The following is a 17,982-nucleotide window of genomic DNA, read 5'->3' as shown; positions in this document are numbered from 1 at the left end:
TCATATTGCGTCAAGACCGGCCACTACGTGGTCCACACATCACGCTCATGATGCGGGTCAAGCGCCGGCCGCGCATTTGTGTAATTCTACTAACTTATTGATTTATTTGACTCTTTAACAGATTTTTACTTGTCATTGATCAGCGTCGGACGCATCTTGCACCCTGAACAGAAAACCGTTCCCCCGGGAGGTTTCAATGCGGTACGAATACTCCGCGCAGTTGCGCGAAGACGTCCATTCAGCGGTCCAAAGGGCATTCCAGACGGCAGGTATCGTCAACATCACAGCGACGGCCGAACAGGTCAGGGTCAGGAATCTGGCCGAGAATGTCGCCCTCGAGGACATCGAGTATCTGGTGCTAAAGGCTGCCCAACTGCTTGGCGCGGCGATCGAATTCGACGCCTTGGGCAACGGGTTGGCGCTGTCTGGAAACGACGATGTCGATGGTGAAGAACCAGCGATCAGCCCCCATGTTTTTTCGCAGCCGGCCTCGATCCAATAATGTCGCTCTGACGCCGCGCCCTCCAGTTGCGGCGCCGCGTTCAACATCTGAATGAACGCAGTGCGGCTTTCCACCCTCGGCCGATCCGGCACCGCGCCAGGATCACAGTCGGTTGAGACGGCGCCGAACACCTTTGGGAATCGAAGGCGCGCTCTATATGGTGTTGCAAAACCCCAACCGGAGCACCGCGGCCATGACCCTCGCCACACGCAAACTCGGCAGCCAGGGACTGCACGTCTCGGCCATCGGCCTCGGCTGCATGGGCATGAGCCAGTCCTACGGCCCGGCCGACGAGGCCGAATCCATTGCCACGCTGCACCGCGCCATCGAGCTTGGCTGCACCTTCCTCGATACCGCCGAGGTCTATGGCCCCTACACCAACGAGGCGCTGCTCGGCCGGGCGCTGAAGGGCAAGCGCGACCAGGTGACCATCGCCACCAAATTCGGCTTCCGCATCGAAAACGACAAGCAGGTCGGGGTCGACAGCCGGCCGCAACACATCCGCGAGGTTGTCGAAGCCTCGCTCGGTCGGTTCGCCACCGACCATATCGACCTGCTCTACCAGCACCGTGTCGACCCTGATGTGCCGATGGAGGAAGTCGCGGGCGCGGTCGGCAGGCTTGTCGCCGAGGGTAAGGTGCGCTTCTTCGGCCTGTCGGAAGCCGGTGGCGCCAACATAAGCCGGGCGCATGCCGTCTTTCCGGTCTCGGCAGTGCAGAGCGAATATTCGCTGTGGGAGCGCAATCTGGAACCCGAGATCATCCCGCTGCTCCAAAAACTCGGCATCGGCCTGGTGCCGTTCTCGCCGCTCGGCCGCGGCTTTCTCACCGGCGACGTCAAGCGCGCCGAGGACTATCCCGAGAGCGACTACCGCCGCAACGACCCGCGCTACCAGGGCGAAAACTACGACGCCAATGTCGAAGCGGCCAGCAAAGTGCGCGACATCGCTGCCGCCCGGGGCGTCAAGCCAGGCCAGATCGCGCTGGCCTGGCTGCTCGGCAAGGGCAGCGATTTCGCCATCGACATCGTGCCGATCCCCGGCACCAAGCGGAGAAAATACCTGGAGGAGAACATCGCTGCCGCCGCGCTGAAACTCGACGCCGCCGAGATGGCCGCACTCGACGAGGCGCTGGCGCCAGGGAAGATCGCCGGCCCGCGCTATGGCGAGCGCGGCATGGCGATGGTGGATCGGTGACGTAGGTGTTCCAATCGGCGAGCGGCCAACGAAAGCTAGTTTTGGGCTTGGGTGGCTGGGGATGGCGTAAAGACGCCTGCCTCGTTGTGCCTCCTTCGGCTTTCCGCCTCTCGATAAACCAGCAGCAGCATTAACATCTCGGCGGTTCCGGCAGGCGCCTTCGCTGGCAGGCTTAAAGCCAACGCTTTGAGCATCAGGTCACTCATTGATGAGATATGGCGTTTTAGGGCGTCTATCTGGTCGCCAAGGTCTGAGAGCAAAACGGTTGATTTCTGCATGGAAGTCTACCCCGCTATGATAAATTTGATCATTAGACGGTGTGATTCGACTGAATCTGCTACTCAAGAAGCGCATTGCGGCTCGGATATGGCATATGCAAACCACAGCCCTATCGCTAAGTCAGTTTCCGATCGTGGACACGCATGATAGCGAGGTCATGCGCGAGATTATGATGACCCGCTACGGGGCCGCTCATTTTGAGTCGTCTAAATCGAACCACTTTCTTGGCCGTTCCGCGGTGGCAGGTCTCGGATCGGCGTCGTTGATAATGTGCGCCTACGCCACTCGATCGCTGGCAGATTTTTCGGAGGCCGGCTTTGTCAGATTGCAAATCGCTTTTGCTGGCACCGCGCGGACCACTATAGCCGGCCGGGCTTTTGAGGTGGGTGCTGATCAATCATGCGTCACGCCAGCAGGCCGCCCCTGCAGGATTGAGTTCGGGGCCGGTTACCAGCAGATTCTCATCCGTGTTGAGCAGGGCGCAATGGAGCAAAGAATTGCTGCTCTGCTTGGCGCCAAACCGCGGGGTCGCCTGGAATTCTCTGCTTCAACTCTCGGCAAAGGTCATGTGCACCTAGATGGTCTCAAAAACCTGATACGGTTCGTGGCCGGAGAACTCGCGACGCCTCGGGTTCAAATGCCTCACTTTTTGTCGCGGGAATTTGAAGACACGCTTTTGGTGGCATTTTTGAAGGCAATTCCAAACTCCTTCAGTGACTTTCTGCATCGTCGGCCAAGCATTGATACGGCCGCACATGTGCGCCGGGTCGAGGAGTATATCGATGCTCATTGGCAGCTACCAATCTCCGTTGAGAAACTTGCCGATGTGAGTGGGGTTGGCGCGCGGACCATCTTCGCGACATTCAAACGTCATCGCGGCTACACGCCACTCGGCTATGTGAAAATGGTTCGGCTGAAAAACGCGAACAACTTACTCCAAGCTCCGACTGAAACCACCTCGGTCACCAATGTGGCATTGAGTTGTGGGTTTTCGAATCTCGGGCATTTTGCAAATGACTACCAAGATACGTTTGGTGAACTGCCATCGCTGACCTTGGCCAGGGCCAGACGCCTCCAATAATAGTCCGGCGCCGGAAAATCTCCTGCCCGCGCTATGGCGAGCGGCGATGGTCGACCGGTAGGGATCGGAACGCGATCACGAAATCCGTTCCGTCCGGCGAGTAGAGGATCAAGCGGGAATGTAGGTCAACCTGATCACATCCCCGGCAATCCGATCATGAGCAATGAGGCGGAGCGGCGGCCGGGGCCCGGCGAAATACGGCTTGCCGCCACCAAGCACGACGGGATGCAGGTAGATCCGATACTCGTCGATCAGGCCAAGGTCCGTGAGGCTTCGCGCCAGGTTCGGGCCGGCAACTTCGATCTCCCCGTCGCGCTCGGCCTTGATCGCACGGATCGCGCTCTCCAGATCACCCTCGACAAGCCGCGCGTTGGGCCCGACCGATGTCAACGTGCGCGAGACGACCCATTTCGGCTGCTTGCGCCACGCCGCCGCGAAGGCGTGCTCATCCGCATTCCATTCGGGACGATCATCGTCCCAGTAACGCATGACCTCATAAATCTGGCGGCCGTACACACTGCCCGCCTGCCGCTCCGCCTCCTCGACAAAGTGTCGAAACAGCGCAGGGCCTGGCGCGAATCCCGTATGGTCGACGTAACCGTCCAGCGACTGGTTCATTCCGAACACAAGCCTGGCCATGCTCACTCCCTTTCCTCGCGCGTCGTATCCGAGTGAATCCGATTGCATTATGCAATCGGTTATAGGCCATATCGCCCGAGCTTCGCAATTGGTTTTTGCCGTCCATGAACGCCTTACGAGCCTGGTTGGCCGTTGCCGTGTCCTGAAGATCGACCGCTCCCGGTGCACGCCGTCGCGACCGCCCGGGTCGACAAGCCAGGCCAGATTGATCTGACCTGGCTGCTCGGCAAGGGTAGCGATTTGGGCGTCGACATCGTGCCGATTCCCGGCACCAAGCGGAGACAATATCTGGAGGAGAACATCGCCGCCGAGGCGTTGAAACGCGACGCCGCTGAAATTGGCGCGCTGGACGAGGCGCTGGCGCCAGGAAAAATCGCCGGCCAACGCTATGGCGAGCGTGGCATGGCGATGGTGGATCGGTAGCGTTCAAGTTCGTTCCATTCATCGGAACGGGCGATGAGCGCCGAGAGCGGGCGCTTTGCCGCAAAGCTCTCGACGTCTCGATCTGTGCCGACTGCCGACGGTCCGCCGCTAGCGCACGCAAGGCCGAAGCGGACACACGACCACCTGATGCCAAAGAACGCTCAGGCGCGGGCGCTTAGCGGTTGACGTCGTAACGCGTCATCGTCATTGAGGATGCGTCGATCATGCTCATGAACTTCGCCGCAGCCGGTGCCTTGGCGAAGCTGTCCATCGAAGCCTGCGCGGCATCGACCGACTTCCAATGCACGACAACGAGCCACTTGCGCCCGCTGACGGCCGTCTCGCGCGAAACGAAGCCGGGTTGCTTGCTGACATGCTGATCCTCGATGGCCTTGTCGACCGGGGCGAAGGCCTCGACCGAGACGCCGTCTTTCAAATTCATCGTCACGATTTCTACAACACCCTTGTCTTGGGCCATCACTGCACCTGTCATGGAGGAAAAAAGAATGAGACTGGCGAACAGAACGGATTTCATAATGTCCATCCTCAGAACTTGCCGTTGCCATGCGCCATTTGGGCCGGGATAGCGGAAATCGTATCCCAATGCTCGACGATCTTGCCGCCCTCGACGCGGAAGAGATCGAAGAAGGCTGTCGGTGTGTCACCCAGCTTGCCTTCCGACGCGGTGAAGACAAAATTGCCCTCCGCCACGATCAGGTGCCGCTTGGTGTAGGCCAAAGCCTGCCCGGCTTCCGCCATCGCCTTGAGCGCGGCACCGAGACCGTCAAGCCCATTGCCCACCATCGGATTGTGCTGGGTGTAGGTCGTGGTCGAGATATAGTCGGTGATCTTCTGTGGTGCGGCGCCAAGCAGGACGTCATTGACGAAGGCTTCAACCAGCGCACGGTTCCCGGCGGTCTTGTCGATATCCTGGATTTCGGTCGCGCCGTCCGTCATCGAATTGCCATTGGCTGTCTTCGATGCTGGGACCGCTGCCTGCAAATTGTCCCAATGCTCGGCGACTTTGTTATCCTCGACCCGGAACACGTCGAACGCCACCATGGTCTGGCCGCCAAAGGCCTGCGCATTGTCATAGGTCGAATGCACGACCACCAGATCCCCTTCCGACAGGGCGCGATGGGTCTTCACGGTCAGGCCAGCGTCCTTGAGCACAGGCAGGAAGCCGAGAATTGGAGCAGCCCCTGTCGGCACACCGGGGTTGTGCTGGATGTAATCTTCCTTCAGCAGCTGGCTTGCCGACGCCGGGTCAAACTTGGTGAAGAGGGCGGTTACAGCGCTCAGTACGGTTTCCTTCGGGGTCATTATCAATCCTTTTAGTTGGGCTGGGTTGAGTTCAAAGGGTGAGGGTTTGGGCTGCGGTGATGGTGAATTTCGTGCCCCACGGGTCCTCGATCACACCGACAGGCAGGGTATGCGGCTGCACGAGGAGTTCTATTTCCGCTAGTCCCGTCGATCCTGGACTACGCTGTTTGGCGCCACGGGAGTGCCAGACATTGCCTGCAAGGTGGTGGTGGTAGCCGCCCGAGCCGTACCAGCCTGCCGAGGGCAAGCGCGCCGTTCGCGTCAAGCCGAGTGGGCCGGTCATGAAGGCATCCGCCGTCTCGACATCACCCACCCGCATATGCACGTGGCCGATCACTGTTCCGTCCGGCGCACTCGCCCAATCGCCCGAAACTTTGGCGAGATCGGAGAGATCCAGCGGCAACGTGGCCATCTCGATCTCGTCACCGTGGCGGATCCAGTCGGACCGAGGCCGATCGACATAGACCTCGATCCCGTTCCCTTCCGGGTCATTGAGATAGAGCGCCTCACTGACGAGATGGTCCGACGCGCCATCAAGCTGCACACCGGCTTGCCGAATGTGCCGTGTCCAAAGGCCAAGATCGCGGCGAGAAGGCAGCAGGAAGGCCGTGTGAAACAGCCCCGCTTCGGCCGGGCGGCGTTGTGCCGCCATGTCTTTGCGCAGTTCGACCAATGGCAGGCCATTCACTCCCAGAAGCGCGGATTCGCCGTCACGACCAATCGGGGCCAGGCCGATGACGTCTTCATAAAACGCCGCCACGACATCCAGGTCGTTCACGGTCAGAGCAATCCTCCCGATCGAGAGCGGGGTTTCGGAAGCACTCATCTTCGGTCTCCATTTCTTGTATTGACGCTGATCTAGCGCTAGCCATTATTCGCCAAAATGGCGATTATAGCGCATCAGTTTCGCCACTATGGAGACAATCGGGTGGACAGGATTCAGGGGATGCGCACCTTCGTCGCGGTGGTTGAGGCCGGATCGTTCGCCGCCGCCAGCAAACGCCTCGGCATCACCGGAAAGCTTGTCAGCAAATACATAGCCGCGCTTGAAGCGGAACTCGGGATGAACCTGCTTCACCGCACCACCCGGTCGATGTCCTTGACGCATGACGGGCGGATCTACCGGGAGGGGTGCCGCCGCGTTCTGAATGAGATCGATCTCCTGGATATCTCGCTCGAATCCTCTCGCGGCTTGAAGGGAACACTGCGCGTGGCGGCACCGCTTACTTTCGGCGAAACGACCGTCGCCGCAGCCGCGCTCGAGTTCATGGAAACCCACCCGGAGGTGACGATCGAACTGCAACTATCCGATGAATATGTCGATCTTGCCGAGGAGGGTTTCGACCTCGCTGTTCGCATCGGCACGCTGAAGGACTCGAGCCTTGTTGCCCGAAAGCTCGGCGAAGCAAGGCTGCTGGTTGTCGCCGCCCCGTCCTATATCGAGCGGCATGGTGCGCCGGTCCACCCCGACGAACTCTCGGCTCACATTTGCATTCGCGACGCCAACAATCCCGACCCCAACCGCTGGCCCTTCCTCATCGATGGCCAGCAGGTCCAGATACCGATCAGCGGCCCCTTCCTCGCCAATAGCCCTCCTGCCTGCCTGCTGCCCACGTTGGCAGGCAAGGGCATCTTCATCTGCCCGCATGTTTTTCTGGGTGATGACCTCGCCCAAGGCAGGCTCGTTCATCTCCTGCCAGGCTTTCCCTCGCGGACGATCGCCATCCAGGCGGTCCAGTTGCCATCGGCCTTTAGAAAGCCAAAGGTCGCCGCTTTCATCGACATCCTGAGAAGGCACATCAGATAGGCAGGCAACCGGATTCGCGCTTCTCTCGCGGCTGCCGCAATTCCAGTTTCAGACAGGAGCTGCGCCTGCATAAGGGGCGACGAAACTGTTCCAAACGACTATCATGAGGCGCGGACATTCTTACGCGACGCGGCGTCTGCAGCCAGCTTCAGGCCCAACTCGGTCGTTCTAAGCGCTCCGATTTTGCCTTAGCTCGCCGCCGCCGCAACCTTCCTCGGCGCCGCCCGCTGCCGTCTCGCGCGGCGTTTGGCGACCAGCTTCAGCGCAACCGGCGGCTCGTTCGACAGCGCGCCCGTCACGGCGTCCACCATGCCGTGCGCGACAAAATCCGCGTTGATGTCCTGCGCCAGCCTGGCGGCCGCTTCCTTGTCGTCATTGCCGGTTTCCGACCAGAACACGATGCCCACCCTGAGGGCCGCCTTCGCCCGCTTCAGCCGGCGCACCAGGAAGCGGGCGTGCTTGACGGAATCGCGGTTGAGGAAGCCGACCACCACGGTGTCGACGATCTCGAGATCGAGGCCGCGGATGCTTGACGGCTCCATGTCGGCAAAGCCCACCTTTGACGCCGTCGCACCCTGGACTTCCAGCACCTGCGCCAGCATCGCGGCGGCCGCATCGTCGAGTTCCCCTCGCCCGCCGGCGCAAAGCACCGACATACCAGTGCCATCGGGCAGGTCGGCCGCGTCCTCAGCGGCGGCATCGCTGGCCTCGGCCGCCTCCCCGGACTCCCCTGCGACGTGCGGCGCATCCTCCTCACCCGCTTCCTCCTTCGCGTCGTCGTCGAGATTGGCCACCAGCGCGAGCGCGCTGGCCGCCACTTGCCGCCTTTGCAGGTCGCCCATGACGCCGCGCACGCGGTCGCGCTCGCCCAAAAGAAGTGCGGGAATGGCCACCTTGTCGTAGAAGTCGACCAGATATTTTTCCTCGAGCATTTCCTCGGCATGGTCGGTGGCTTCGTCCGGGTCGCCGGCCAACAGCCGCTGGTAGAGCCGCGCATGCGGTTCGAGCACCGGCTCGTTGCCAAACAGCACGTCGAGGAACTCGAACTGCGGCACGTGCCTGCCCAGCACCACCAGGCAGACGGTGAGCGGCGTCGACAGCACCAGCCCGAGCGGCCCCCATAGCCATGTCCAGAAGATCGCCGCGACGATGATCGCCAGCGGCGACAGTCCGGTTCGCGACCCGTAGAGCCAGGGTTCGACGACATTGCCGGTGACCAGTTCCATCACCACGAACAAAGCAGCCGTCCACGCGACGAGCGACCAGCCGGGCGCCACCGCCAGCGCCAGGAACAGCGGCAGCAGCGCGCCGATGACCGGGCCGATATAGGGAACGAAACGCAGCGCCAGCGCCAGCAGCCCCCACAGCAAGGCATTGGGAATGCCGAGGACCCACAGACCGATCGCGATCGGTATGGCGTAGACGATGTTGACCATCGTTTGCATCAAGAGATAGCGACCGACCCTTTTTCCCGCATCGCGAAGCGCCTCGGTGGTGCGATGAAGGTCGCCATAGCCGACAAGCCGGATGAAGCGGTCGCGCAAATCCTCCCGCTCGAGCAGCATGAAGATGACGACGACGATGATCAGCCCCGCCGAGCCGAGCGGGCTGAGCAGCGGGCCGACGATGTTCTGCAGGACTTCGAGCGGCCTTTCCCGCGCAACGATCTCGACCGGCACCGGCTCGCGCGGCGGCTTGTCCGGTGTGGCGGCCGGCAGCGTGGCGTCCTGCTTGTCGATCTCCTGGCCGACACGCTCGACCACGGTGCTCAATCTCGAAATGATCCCGCCGCCGACGCCGGTTTCCTTGAGCGAGCGGATCTTGGCCAGGATGTTGGTCTGGTAGACCGGGATATTCTGCGCCAGTTCGCTGACCTGCGTGGCGACGATGAAGCTGAACAAGGCAAGGGCCGCGAAGGCGCCGAGCACACTGGCGATGACAGCGGCGATCCGGGGAATGCCGACCCGTTTGAGCGCCGAGACAAGCGGCGCCAGCGCGAAGGTCAAAAGCAGCGCAATGGCGATCGGCAGGAACACCTCGCGCCCGAAATAGAGTGCGGCCACCGTGGTGACGGTGGTCGCCACATTGGGCAACGCGGTTCGCGGGTGGGGTGCCGCGGCCGCAAGAATGTCATCCAGCCCAGGCGCCGGAGACGCCGTCCCGTTTCGACGATTGGCCGCCACTTGATGTCTCTCCCCCTGCCGGCGGCCATGGTCTGATATATTGAGCCGGCGTGCAACCTTCGCCGGCATTCCGCTGGCTACCCTTCAATTCCGGGCGGGCCAGTATGTTCCCTGCGGCCCAAGGCAATGGAAAGAAATGACTTATCCGCCCGTCGGAATTCGCCTTTCAAGGCCGGCGGCAGGCTTGGCATGATGCTGCGCAGGGCAGCTTATCGCGCCGCATGCCTGGCCAGCGCATGCTCGATCAGCACGTCGATGACGCTGCTGTAACCGATGCCTATCGCCGCCAGCGCCTTGGCGTACATCGAGATGTCGGTGAAGCCGGGCAGTGTGTTGACCTCGTTGACCAGCAGCGAACCGTCGGCGCGCAGGAAGAAGTCGACGCGCGCCATGGCCTCGCAGCCGAGCGCCCGGAAAGCTTGCGTGGCCATCTCGTTTGTCCTGGCGACAACATCGGCCGGTACGTCGGCGGGCACTTTGACCACCGCGCCGTCGGCGTCGAAATACTTCGCTTCGTAGGTGTAGAAGCCGTGCTTGTCGGCCGGGATGATTTCGCCGGGCGGCGACACGGTGAGTAAGCCATCGGCCCGCTCCAGCACCGAGCACTCGATCTCGCGGCCGGCGACGAATTCTTCCACCAACAGTTTGCTGTCGTGCCGGAACGCCGCCGCGACCGCTGTGGCGAAGCTGGCGCTGTCGGTCGCCTTGCTGACGCCGAAGGACGAGCCCTGGCGCGCCGGCTTGACGAACACCGGCAGGCCGAGCCGTGCCGCGATATCCTTGAAGGCCACGGGCTCGCCGCGCCGCAAGGTGACCGAGCGGGCAACGGCAAGCCCGGCCTCGCGCAGCAGCCGCTTGGCGGCATCCTTGTCCATGGCGGCTGCGGAAGCCAGGATGCCGCAGCCGACATAGCCAACATCGGCAACCTCGGCATAGCCCTGAACCGAACCGTCCTCGCCGAACGGCCCATGCAGCACGGGAAAGACGACATCGACAGGGCCAAGCTGTTCGCCTCCCCTGGTGACAGCCACCAGCCGGCCCTTGCCGCCGGGCAGCAGGGCGACCTCCACGCCATCCTTCGACACCGCAGCCCCTGCCCCGTCGCCGCCGGCCTCGGATGACTTTTGCAGCAGCCATCTGCCGTCCCTGGTGATGGCGATCGGCACCACCTCGTAGCGCGTCCGGTCGATCGCCTTCAGCACATTCGCCGCCGACAGCCGCGACACGTCATGCTCTGCCGAGCGCCCGCCATAGAGGATGGCAACCCTTGTCTTTTCAGTCATTGAAAACCCTCGAAATCAAATGGTGACGGCAATACCGCGATTGGCAAAGAAACGATCGAAATCGGCTGGCGCCAACACTGCGTTTGCCTGTGTGGCGCTGTTGTGGCCGGAGGGATTGTGGAACCGGAAACCCTCATCCGACGCCGCCGTCACCAGCACCAGGTGGCCGCCCTTCGACGGCGGCTCGCGCTCTGGCCAGCGGATCGCACTGCTGACCGAAGCGATGAAGAACCGCGACCGGCCAAGGATAGCCGGAATGTCCGCTGTCGCGACATTGGTCATCACCTCAGCCTGCAGGCCGAATTCCGCCTGCACGAAGGTGACGAAGGGCGCGTAGATCAGCCCCTTGATCGAGCCTTCACCGACGACATAGCCGCCATATCCGGTGCAGCGCCTCGCCAGTTCGATCGTCGGCACGATCTCGCCGCGCGTCGCCAGGATCATTTTCAGGCACGCCATGCCGCAGATGTTGGCGGCCCAGACCGCGTATTCGTCCAGGCTCGCGGCGCCTGACCCCCGCCACAGCGGATCCCGCCTGAGTGCCGCCTCGGCGCCGTCGGCCAGCACAGCCAGCGTCATATCAGGCGTCTCCCACTGGCTGAAAAACGGCACGGTTTCAGGCAACGGGTTCATGGATTTCTCGGGCTGCTCGCATCAATCTCGTATACGAGAATACGAGATTGATGAAAAGCCGCTTAAGGTCTGTTTCGAAATTCGCTTCCGATTGCCGCGCCCCGCTCACTCAACCTTCGTCCAGCCGAAGACCTGCCAGGCGTATTTCGATTTTTCGTCGGGCTCAGTGGTGTACGTCATCTGCATATCCCCGTCCTTGGCGTAGATGTCGAGCCTGGGCGCGGTGTCGAGTTCGAGCCACAGCGAACTCTTGCTGAAGGACCAGGTTCCGCACCAGACGCAAGCGCCCGAATTCGGGTCGCCCGGCTGATGGAAATTGTAGCGGCCGTCCGCCGTGATCTCGAGATAGTCGAACGCACCGTAGAAGGCGGTCACCGTCTGCTGGAACTCGGTGGCCGCCGCTTCCTGTTCCGGCGTCGGCGCATCGGTCATGTCGCGCGGCGGCCGGATGGCGGAGCCGCTCAGTTTCCATTTGCCGACAAAGTCCTTCTCGGTCGGAAGATATTCCTCCTGAGCCCGCGCTGACGAAATATAAGCAACAGATGATATTCTGGGCAGACCGATGGCCCCGGCCACAAGTAGAAGCGCGCCAGCACAGATCGCCCTGGTTGGGTTTTGCATAAAAAATAGTCCTCGACTGTAAGGTAATGGATCTCAGTTCGGGAGTTCTATTGAGCAATTTTTGGCGCGCGTTGCCTCGATGCCGATTCCCGCCGCCATTTGCACGGTTAGCATTGAGGCCATCAATCTGGCAACGCAAAGACCGGCCTTGCAGACTTGCAAACGAAAGCCCGCCAGGAGGGGGATCCGGCGGGCTTTGGGAAAGCTGATTTCCAGCTTTCAGATATCTGACGGGGGATCAGACGTGGTGATAACTTCTATTGACCGCAGAGGTTCCACCAGAAACAAAAGAATGCCGGCGGCTCGTTCAAATCCACGGAATTCAAACGGTGGCAGCGATTTCTTTTCGCGGGACCACGTCCACTGGAACCTTCCACTGCCGCCCGAGTTTTCTCACGCGGTCGGGAGGACTTGAATTGGACAGTTTTCAGAGGCTCGAAGCGCTGCTCGATAGCGCCGGCGGCGATGGCATCGACGAAGCCAACGCCTTGCTGCGCCGGTTCAAGGGCAAATCCCAGGAGATTACCGCAGCCATCGATGAGTTCATGCTCGACTTCAAGACCTTGGTTTTCGTTGTTGAGACCGGCGAGGCAGGGTCCCAGAAATCGCTACGCGAGCTGGCGCGCGTCAGGCTTACAAAGCTCCGGCAACTGATGAACGTGGCGGCATAGGGAACCTTCAGCAGCGGTTCCATTGCGCCGGAGAGCCGCGGCTTGTTTTGCCCCGCATCGCGGACATTGACCCTGGCACGGAACCCCGCCTTTCGGTGACCTTACCGAATTGTATGGACCGCCCGATTGTCAAACCGTCGGATCGGGACGAAGCTTGGCGGGGCCTGTCGGCCGCGCGATGCGCTGCCATGAAGGATCAACAGATGCCCATCGAGGCCAGCAGCAAGCGCTTGCGCATGGACCGCCGGCAAGTCCTGCTCGGCATCGCTGGCGCGCTGCTGGCCAGACCCGCCATGGCCAATGTGCCGGAACCCTATGACCCCAACGCGATGCCGGCGATGGACAGCCGCGCCGGCTTCATCGACTGGATGAAGAAGAACCGGGGCGAGGATGCCGGCTTCCTCGGCCAGCGCTGGGACCGTTTCCAGGCCCTGCTCTCCCACAAGGACGTCTGGGACCAGCGCGACAAGCGCGCCTATCTGATGACGCCGCGCGAGGAGTTCGTCACCAAGGCCAATCTCGGCCGCGCCTATGAATGGCACTATCTCGATATCGGTTACGGCGTGACGATCACCGGTCCTCATAGCGTCGCGCGCATGACCAATTCGCTCGAGATAAAACCCGGCGACAAGGTGCTAGAGATCGGCACAGGATCCGGCTACCAGTCGGCCTATCTGTCCAACCTCACCGACAAGGTGTTCTCGATCGAGATCATCAAGCCGCTGGCGGCAAGGACACGCGCACTCTACGACGCGCTGATCGCCAGGGGGTATTCCGAATACAAGGCGATCCACACCCGCAACGCCGACGGCTATTATGGCTGGCATGAAGAAGCGCCGTTCGACAAGATCATCGTCACCTGCGGCATCGACCACATCCCGCCGCCGCTGCTGCAGCAGCTGAAGCCGAACGGCATGATGGTCATCCCGGTCGGCCCGCCCGGCGCCCAGCATGTGCTGAAAGTCACCAAGCATCAGGAAGCGGATGGGACGTTCCAGGTTACGCGCGCCGACATCTACAATGGCGGCACGCTGTCCTTCGTGCCGTTCACCAAGCTTGAAGGCGACGCCATCAAGGGCACGCATAACGGCCCCTGACCCCCTTGGGCGGGGGAATTTACCCCTTCAGCAGCGCCGCCAACCTTGGAATGCCCTCGCTCACCGCGCGGCGGTCGGCCAGCGTGAAGGATAGCCGCAGCGTGTTGCGGCCGGTGCCGTCGGCATAAAAGGCATTGCCGGGCACGAAGGCGACGCGCGCCTCTTTCACCGAGCGTGCCAGGAGTTCGGTGGCATCAGCCCCTTCCGGCAGCGTCGCCCAGACGAACATGCCGCCTTCCGGACGGCTCCAGCTCACGCCCTCCGGCATGTTGGCTTCGAGCGCGCCAAGCAGGCCATCGCGGCGCTCGCGATAAGCGCCGATGAGTTTTTCGACCTGGCCGTCGAACACGGCTTCGGCGACGCGGTGCATGACCAGCTGGTTGATCGACGGGCTGTGCAGGTCCGACGCCTGCTTCATCAGCACCAGTTTCTCCACCACATGGCGCGGCGCGCACACCCAGCCGACGCGCATGCCCGGCGACAGGATTTTCGAGAACGAGCCGCAATAGAGCGTGCGCGCCTTGTCGATGCCGCCGGAGCGCGCGCAGTCGAGCGCCAGGATCGGCGGCACGCCCTCGCCGTCATAACGCAACGCGCGATAGGCTGCGTCCTCGATGACGGCGATGTCAAGTTCGCCGGCAAGGTCGAGCACCGCTTCGCGCTGTTTTTTGTCCAGCGTGTTGCCGGTCGGGTTGGCGAAATCAGGCACCAGATAGGCGAACTTGACCTTGCCGCCATTCGCCGCTGCCGCCGCGCGATAGGCATCCGGCGTCATGTTGCCGCCTTCAGGCCGCAGCCGGTCATAGCGCGGCTCATAGGCGTTGAACGCCTGCAGCGCGCCGAGATAGGTCGGCCATGTCACCAGCGCGGTGTCATTGGGCGACAGGAACAGCTTGCCGAGATAGTCCAGCGCCTGCTGCGAGCCGGAGGTGATGAAGATGTTGCCCTCGTCGCAGGCAACGCCGAGCTTGCCCATCTGCCCGGCGAGCCAGCGCCGCAGCGGCAGATAGCCTTCCGAAACCTGGTATTGCAGCGCCGCCCCGGCCTCGGCACCACCGAGCACCTCGGCATAGGCATCGCGGATGGCCTCGGCCGGAAACAGCGCCGGATCGGGAATGCCGCCGGCGAACGAGATGATGTCAGGCTGGTCGAGCAGCTTCAGCAACTCGCGGATTTCGGAGGCTTTCATGCGCGACGAGCGCGAAGCCAAGAGGTTCATAAGGGTCAAGTCACGCCTCCCCAGACGATTTTCATATAGGTCAACCTGACTGACCTATATCCGCTTTGCCAGGCAATTCAAATAGTGCCTGAATGCCTTGCGCTATACGCCAGTCGCTGCAGGGGCGGAACGCTACAGTGCTTTCTTGTAACCAATATGGCTGCCGGTAAAGCCGAGGCTGTCATAGAAGCGGTGCGCGTCCGCCCGCCCCTTGTCGGTGGTCAGTTGCACAAGACTACAGCCGCGCGCCCGGCATTGATCGATCGCCCATTCGCACATCAGCCGGCCGATGCCGCCCGAGCGCCGCTGGCCGGCAATACGAACCGCCTCGATCTGCCCGCGCCAGGCGCCCTTGCGCGACAGTCCGGCGAGGAAGGTGATCTGCAACGTGCCGATCACCTCCGCGCCATCCACGGCCACCGCCAGCAACTGGTTGGGATCGGCGTCGATCGCGTCGAAGGCATCGACATAGCCTTGCGCCAGTGGCAACGAGGCATCTTCACGGGCGGCACCCAGCGGATCGTCGGCCAGCATGGCGACGATGACAGGCAGGTCGGAGGCTTGCGCCTTGCGGAAGGTGATCATGGTGGGGGGATAGCGCGAGGCACTGGCAGCGGCAAGGTGCGCCCTTCCTTCCCCCCTTGTGGGGGAAGGTGGATCGGCGCGCAGCGCCGAGACGGATGAGGGGTGCTCCAGCGGAGTGAGGCGTTGGTGTTTTCTGGAACACCCCTCATCCGACCTCGCTTCGCGAGGCCACCTTCTCCCACAAGGGGAGAAGGGAAGAAGCGCAGGTTATGGCTCGCCCTCATACACCGCCTGCGCCTCTATCAGCGCGCGATCCAACCTTTCACCCTCGGCATACCCAGCCAGATTCTCCGGCCGCTCGATATCAGGCAGCAGCCTCGGACAGGGCTCGGCCGCGCCGATCACCATGCGCACCGGGATGACGCCGGCCCACACCGGGTGGCCGTAATCCTCCTCATCGTCGGCGACGCCCTTGGCGCGCACTTTCGCCGATGCCTCCTCGATGCGCATGCCGATGACCGTCGTCGCCTTGGCTTCCTGCGCCGAGATCGGCCGCAAGGTTTCGCTGCGGCCGGGGTAGAAGCGGTCGACGACGCCGGCCAGCGCCTTCATCTTCTCCTCCGGCTCGTCGACGATGCGCGCCGTGCCGAAACACATCGCCGACCGGTAGTTCGCCGAATGGTTGAAGCCGGTGCGCGCCAGCACCAGCCCGTCGAGATGCGACACGGTGAGACAGGCCGGCGTGCCGCCGCGCAGCTGCCGCAGCATGCGGCTGGCGGACGAGCCGTGCCAGTAAAGCATGTCGCCCTCGCGCCAGTGGATGGTCGGCGTGCAATAGGGCTGGCCGTCGAATGTATAGGCGACGTGGCAGAGCAGCCCGGCATCCAGCACCGCGAAGACGGCCGCGTGATCGTAGCTGCCGCGCTCATGCAGGCGCTTGACCCGGTTGCGGCTGGTAGTCGGAAAGCTGGCGGCGACGTCGTTCACGGCTTGCATCCTTGTCTCTGGCCTGCCAACCATGCGCTGTGATATTGGTCGATAAAAGGACCAATCCAGTGGATAAAAATCAGACCAATATGCCGGATTGGTCGGCGCTGATCCCGGTGCTGCCGGGCGACGGCCCGCGCAGCCGCGAGCTCTATGCGGCACTGCGGCGGCTGATCGAGACCGGCGCGCTGGCCGCCGGCGCCAAATTGCCGACCACCCGCGATCTTGCAGGGCGTTTCGGCCTGTCGCGTTCGGCAGCGGTCGCCTGTTTCGAAATGCTGATCTCGGAAGGTTTTGCAACAGCCAAGGTCGGCGCCGGCACCTTCGTCGCACCAGACGTGCCATATCTGCCGACAACACTGGCCAAGGCGCGTCCGCCCGAGATCGATGCCGCCACGTCGCTGCCTTGCGCCCTTGGCGTGGCGGCGTCCGATCCGCGCACACTCAACCTGTTCCGCATCCTGCTGTCGCGCCACCTCGCCCGCCCCGGGCCGGAGCATTTCCGCTACGGCGATCCGCGCGGCGGCATCGCGCTGCGCACCGCGATTGCGACCTATCTGCGAACCGCGCGCGGCGTGCGCTGCGACGCCGGCCAGATCGTGCTGACATCGGGGACACAGCAAGGGCTCGACCTTCTGGTTCGCGCGGCGCTTCGCCCCGGTGATGCTGTCTGGATCGAAAACCCCTGCTATCCCATGGCGCATGCGGCGCTGGCCGGTGGTGGCGCCAAGGTGGTTGGCGTGCCGGTCGACGCCGAAGGGCTCGATCCCGAGATCGGCGAAAGCCTTTGCCCGAACGCGCGCGCGGCCTATGTCACGCCCTCGCATCAATATCCGCTCGGCGTGACGATGACGATGCGCCGCCGCCTGGGCCTGCTCGACTGGGCGCGGCGCAACGATGCCTGGATCATCGAGGACGATTACGACAGCGAGTTCCGCTATGCCGGCCCGCCGCTGACCTCGCTGCAAGGCATGGATGGTGCAAACCGCGTCGCCTATCTCGGCACGTTCTCAAAGGTGCTCTTCCCCGGTCTGCGCATCGGCTATGTCGTGGTGCCCGAGCCGCTGCTCGATGCCGTCATGGCGGTCCGGGCGCGCTCCGACCGCTACCCCTCGACGCTGGCCGAAGGCGCGCTGACCGACCTCCTCAACGAAGGCCATTTCGCCGCCCATCTCAGACGCGTACGCCGCCGCGTGCAAGCCGCGCGCGATGTGCTGGTGGCAGGGCTCGAGGCGCATTGCGGCGATAAGCTCGACGTGACGGTGCCTGAACAGGGGCTGCATTTGATGGCGATGCTGAAGGGCGGCGGGCCGGACACGGCAATCGTCGAAGCGGCAAAAGCGGTGGGGGTCGGCGCCCGGGCGCTGTCCGCCATGTTCGTCGACGGAATGCCGAGACACGGGCTGGTGCTGGGTTTCTCCGGGTTTTCGGATGAGGAGTTGGGGGCGGCGACGGTAGGGTTGGGCGGGGTGATGCGGCAGCTTCCCCTCCCTTCGTCATCCTAGGCGAAGCAG

Annotated in this window: 20 protein-coding genes; 8 read left to right on the top strand and 12 right to left on the bottom strand. The window is 62.7% G+C overall.

Annotation, left to right across the window (positions count from 1 at the left end):
• Positions 1 to 196 precede the first annotated feature (196 nt).
• Both HGP13_RS15780 and HGP13_RS15775 read left to right on the top strand, forming a co-directional pair.
• A complete protein-coding gene (locus HGP13_RS15780) occupies positions 197 to 502 on the top strand; it encodes a hypothetical protein (protein WP_172226995.1) in 306 nt (101 codons plus the stop codon).
• A 193-nt stretch (positions 503 to 695) separates the two neighbouring features.
• The gene (locus tag HGP13_RS15775; protein ID WP_172226992.1) at positions 696 to 1,697 is read left to right on the top strand and encodes an aldo/keto reductase; all 1,002 of its coding nucleotides are present in this window, start codon (positions 696 to 698) and stop codon (positions 1,695 to 1,697) included.
• A gap of 35 nt (positions 1,698 to 1,732) precedes the next feature.
• Here HGP13_RS15775 and HGP13_RS15770 read toward each other — a convergent pair whose 3' ends face one another.
• On the bottom strand, positions 1,733 to 1,975 hold the full coding sequence (locus tag HGP13_RS15770) for a hypothetical protein (protein ID WP_172226989.1): 243 nt from the start codon (positions 1,973 to 1,975) through the stop codon (positions 1,733 to 1,735).
• A gap of 95 nt (positions 1,976 to 2,070) precedes the next feature.
• Here HGP13_RS15770 and HGP13_RS15765 point away from each other — a divergent pair, with 95 nt between their 5' ends.
• Entirely contained in the window at positions 2,071 to 3,057 is a 987-nt protein-coding gene (locus HGP13_RS15765) for an AraC family transcriptional regulator (RefSeq protein ID WP_172226986.1), read from the top strand.
• A gap of 108 nt (positions 3,058 to 3,165) precedes the next feature.
• Here HGP13_RS15765 and HGP13_RS15760 read toward each other — a convergent pair whose 3' ends face one another.
• Positions 3,166 to 3,696, bottom strand: coding sequence for a dihydrofolate reductase family protein (locus HGP13_RS15760; RefSeq protein WP_172226983.1), 531 nt, complete (start codon positions 3,694 to 3,696; stop codon positions 3,166 to 3,168).
• Positions 3,697 to 3,936: 240 nt separating this feature from the next.
• On the opposite strand from HGP13_RS15760, the gene HGP13_RS15755 reads away from it, so the two are divergent.
• Complete coding sequence (locus tag HGP13_RS15755; RefSeq protein WP_246707406.1) at positions 3,937 to 4,119, top strand: hypothetical protein; 183 nt, start codon at positions 3,937 to 3,939, stop codon at positions 4,117 to 4,119.
• A 175-nt stretch (positions 4,120 to 4,294) separates the two neighbouring features.
• On the opposite strand, the gene HGP13_RS15750 is transcribed toward HGP13_RS15755, so the two are convergent.
• From HGP13_RS15750 to HGP13_RS15740, 3 genes are read right to left on the bottom strand one after another with little or no spacing between them, the layout of a single operon-like run.
• On the bottom strand, positions 4,295 to 4,654 hold the full coding sequence (locus tag HGP13_RS15750; RefSeq protein WP_172226980.1) for a hypothetical protein: 360 nt from the start codon (positions 4,652 to 4,654) through the stop codon (positions 4,295 to 4,297).
• Positions 4,655 to 4,665: 11 nt separating this feature from the next.
• Positions 4,666 to 5,442: a nuclear transport factor 2 family protein gene (locus tag HGP13_RS15745; protein WP_172226977.1), complete on the bottom strand. Its 777-nt coding sequence runs from the start codon at positions 5,440 to 5,442 to the stop codon at positions 4,666 to 4,668.
• Between the two features lie 31 nt (positions 5,443 to 5,473).
• Positions 5,474 to 6,268, bottom strand: a complete 795-nt coding sequence (locus tag HGP13_RS15740; protein ID WP_172226974.1) for a VOC family protein — start codon at positions 6,266 to 6,268, stop codon at positions 5,474 to 5,476.
• A 102-nt stretch (positions 6,269 to 6,370) separates the two neighbouring features.
• Between HGP13_RS15740 and HGP13_RS15735 the strand changes: the two genes are divergently transcribed.
• Positions 6,371 to 7,249 (top strand): LysR family transcriptional regulator, encoded by an 879-nt coding sequence (locus HGP13_RS15735; RefSeq protein WP_172226971.1) that lies wholly within the window; start codon positions 6,371 to 6,373, stop codon positions 7,247 to 7,249.
• A 188-nt stretch (positions 7,250 to 7,437) separates the two neighbouring features.
• Here HGP13_RS15735 and HGP13_RS15730 read toward each other — a convergent pair whose 3' ends face one another.
• The 4 genes from HGP13_RS15730 to HGP13_RS15715 all read right to left on the bottom strand — a co-directional run bounded on the left by HGP13_RS15730 (position 7,438) and on the right by HGP13_RS15715 (position 11,969).
• The gene (locus HGP13_RS15730) at positions 7,438 to 9,432 is read right to left on the bottom strand and encodes an AI-2E family transporter (protein WP_172226968.1); all 1,995 of its coding nucleotides are present in this window, start codon (positions 9,430 to 9,432) and stop codon (positions 7,438 to 7,440) included.
• A 209-nt stretch (positions 9,433 to 9,641) separates the two neighbouring features.
• Positions 9,642 to 10,715, bottom strand: a complete 1,074-nt coding sequence (locus HGP13_RS15725) for a D-alanine--D-alanine ligase family protein (RefSeq protein ID WP_172226965.1) — start codon at positions 10,713 to 10,715, stop codon at positions 9,642 to 9,644.
• Positions 10,716 to 10,730: 15 nt separating this feature from the next.
• Positions 10,731 to 11,348: a C39 family peptidase gene (locus tag HGP13_RS15720; protein ID WP_172226961.1), complete on the bottom strand. Its 618-nt coding sequence runs from the start codon at positions 11,346 to 11,348 to the stop codon at positions 10,731 to 10,733.
• A gap of 105 nt (positions 11,349 to 11,453) precedes the next feature.
• Positions 11,454 to 11,969, bottom strand: a complete 516-nt coding sequence (locus tag HGP13_RS15715; protein ID WP_172226958.1) for a hypothetical protein — start codon at positions 11,967 to 11,969, stop codon at positions 11,454 to 11,456.
• A gap of 260 nt (positions 11,970 to 12,229) precedes the next feature.
• Here HGP13_RS15715 and HGP13_RS37920 point away from each other — a divergent pair, with 260 nt between their 5' ends.
• On the top strand, positions 12,230 to 12,640 hold the full coding sequence (locus tag HGP13_RS37920; protein ID WP_246707405.1) for a hypothetical protein: 411 nt from the start codon (positions 12,230 to 12,232) through the stop codon (positions 12,638 to 12,640).
• 203 nt (positions 12,641 to 12,843) lie between these two features.
• The gene (locus tag HGP13_RS15705) at positions 12,844 to 13,737 is read left to right on the top strand and encodes a protein-L-isoaspartate O-methyltransferase (protein ID WP_246707404.1); all 894 of its coding nucleotides are present in this window, start codon (positions 12,844 to 12,846) and stop codon (positions 13,735 to 13,737) included.
• A gap of 19 nt (positions 13,738 to 13,756) precedes the next feature.
• Here HGP13_RS15705 and HGP13_RS15700 read toward each other — a convergent pair whose 3' ends face one another.
• The 3 genes from HGP13_RS15700 to HGP13_RS15690 all read right to left on the bottom strand — a co-directional run bounded on the left by HGP13_RS15700 (position 13,757) and on the right by HGP13_RS15690 (position 16,501).
• Entirely contained in the window at positions 13,757 to 14,956 is a 1,200-nt protein-coding gene (locus HGP13_RS15700) for a PLP-dependent aminotransferase family protein (protein ID WP_172234732.1), read from the bottom strand.
• Positions 14,957 to 15,088: 132 nt separating this feature from the next.
• On the bottom strand, positions 15,089 to 15,541 hold the full coding sequence (locus HGP13_RS15695; protein WP_172226955.1) for a GNAT family N-acetyltransferase: 453 nt from the start codon (positions 15,539 to 15,541) through the stop codon (positions 15,089 to 15,091).
• Between the two features lie 207 nt (positions 15,542 to 15,748).
• Positions 15,749 to 16,501: a pyridoxamine 5'-phosphate oxidase family protein gene (locus HGP13_RS15690; protein WP_172226952.1), complete on the bottom strand. Its 753-nt coding sequence runs from the start codon at positions 16,499 to 16,501 to the stop codon at positions 15,749 to 15,751.
• Positions 16,502 to 16,536: 35 nt separating this feature from the next.
• On the opposite strand from HGP13_RS15690, the gene HGP13_RS15685 reads away from it, so the two are divergent.
• Complete coding sequence (locus HGP13_RS15685; protein WP_246707403.1) at positions 16,537 to 17,973, top strand: PLP-dependent aminotransferase family protein; 1,437 nt, start codon at positions 16,537 to 16,539, stop codon at positions 17,971 to 17,973.
• Positions 17,974 to 17,982: the final 9 nt, after the last annotated feature.

This window comes from Mesorhizobium sp. NZP2077 (assembly GCF_013170805.1).
Classification (GTDB): Bacteria; Pseudomonadota; Alphaproteobacteria; order Rhizobiales; family Rhizobiaceae; genus Mesorhizobium.
The sequence above is the reverse complement of the archived record's forward strand: the minus strand, read 5'-3'. Positions and strand labels throughout refer to the sequence as shown.